Here is a 1412-nt window from a genome sequence, read left to right as displayed (position 1 = left end):
GTTTGGCCGCCCGCGGTAACCAGCTCTTCGCTGTTCCCCTCGCGGCGACTTAGAAAACAATACACCCACCCAACCCCCACCGCAAATCCACCCCCACAACAGGCCCTATGCCCCCAGGATCCGCGTCGTGGCGGGGAATCTGAGGGGCTCACCGGAGTCCCGGTGCAGTATTCGGCCAGAACGGGTTTCTGTTGACTGGATCACATCACGCGAGGATTGGTCCACGGCCGATTCGGCCCAGGCCGGCGCCTTTTCCGGTTACAGGTCAGCCCAAGCTTTGTTGTAGTTTCGGCTTACCTTTCGCCTGCCCGCATTCCTCCGGTTGCTGTCTCTTATTAATGGCTCAGGCGTGCACTGCTAGCGGCGTGCGGCCGATGACCAGGATCAGTTCGTCGCTGATGGGACATGGTTTCGAAGCCGGCTGCACTAAGGATCCTGCTGAGGTCTCCCACGGGCCAGGAGTACGCAGGCGTCACCGCATGTGGAAATCTCGCGATTTCGTCTCCTTCAAACAGACGAGACTCGTGAGGGAGGCGACACGGAATGGGATGCCGGGAAAGGATGCTTCTGCTTGCTTGATGAAAGCCGGCACCAAATCGATTCCTTCGACCGCCGCCCCTTGGTCCGCGAGGAACTTGGTCCAATGGCCGGGCCCGCATCCCACATCCAGCACTGGCCCCACCAGAGGTGCGACCCAGTCAGCTAAGAGCTTCCGGTCAGCTGGATGAGCTGACTCGACCGACCCAAATCTTGCAGTGTACTCGGCAGCTCTCTTTGAGTACGCGGTCGCGACCTCTGCATCCGTCATGCAGCCACCTTATGGTGGGCACAGGAATCGATGCTTCCGGGCAGAGTTGCCTATTCGTTTGACGTGCCCTCTACAGACCGGTACGGCCGCGGTGGCCACGGATGGCCTGCTGGCCCCGACGCCGGCACTCATCGAGCGCCTTGCCGGCCAGGCGCGCCACGTGGAAGGGATCCATGACCACGACCGCCTCGGGGAGCTCGTCGGCGGCGGCAGTCTTGAATCCGGTGAACCCGTCCATCGCGACCACCTCCACGGTTTCGCGCCAAGCCGTGGGTCGCTCGGCCAGCCAGTCCTTGAACGCCTTTTTGGAGCGGCCGTCTACCATGTCGAGCGGGCGCGCGGGGCCGGTTCCCTCACGGATCGGGTGAGGTCGATGACGACGGTGACGTACTGGACACCACGCCTGGTGTGTCGCCACACGCGCCCGCAGTCGATGCACCGGTGCGGCGGATCGTAACCTCGAGGACCTTGGGACGACAGCCCAGCGGCTCGTGCGCCAACTCCCGGGTCACCGTGTCCCGTGCCATGCTCTTGAGCCGACAAGTCGTGGTCAGATGAGGTCAGACGAAAGCCGTCGTAGGGGTTGCGTCAAGCACGTCGAGGT

General features: G+C 63.0%; 1 protein-coding gene and 1 pseudogene. Both read right to left on the bottom strand.

The window, feature by feature from the left end; translation table 11 throughout:
- Positions 1-472: 472 nt before the first annotated feature.
- A complete protein-coding gene (locus tag NG697_RS20980) occupies positions 473-808 on the bottom strand; it encodes a class I SAM-dependent methyltransferase (RefSeq protein WP_252615101.1) in 336 nt (111 codons plus the stop codon).
- Positions 809-884: 76 nt separating this feature from the next.
- Positions 885-1350: pseudogene (locus NG697_RS20975) on the bottom strand (ISL3 family transposase); the annotation flags it as partial.
- Positions 1351-1412 lie beyond the last annotated feature (62 nt).

Source organism: Pseudarthrobacter raffinosi (assembly GCF_023913835.1).
In the GTDB taxonomy this organism is placed as follows: domain Bacteria; phylum Actinomycetota; class Actinomycetes; order Actinomycetales; family Micrococcaceae; genus Arthrobacter; species Arthrobacter raffinosi.
Note: the sequence above shows the minus strand (reverse complement) of the source record. Positions and strands in the feature narration are given on the sequence as shown.

Bases quoted from the DNA above. Each gene is read 5' to 3' on its own strand.
- NG697_RS20980 (WP_252615101.1), bottom strand. From the start codon at position 808: ATGACGGATGCAGAGGTCGCGACCGCGTACTCAAAGAGAGCTGCCGAG.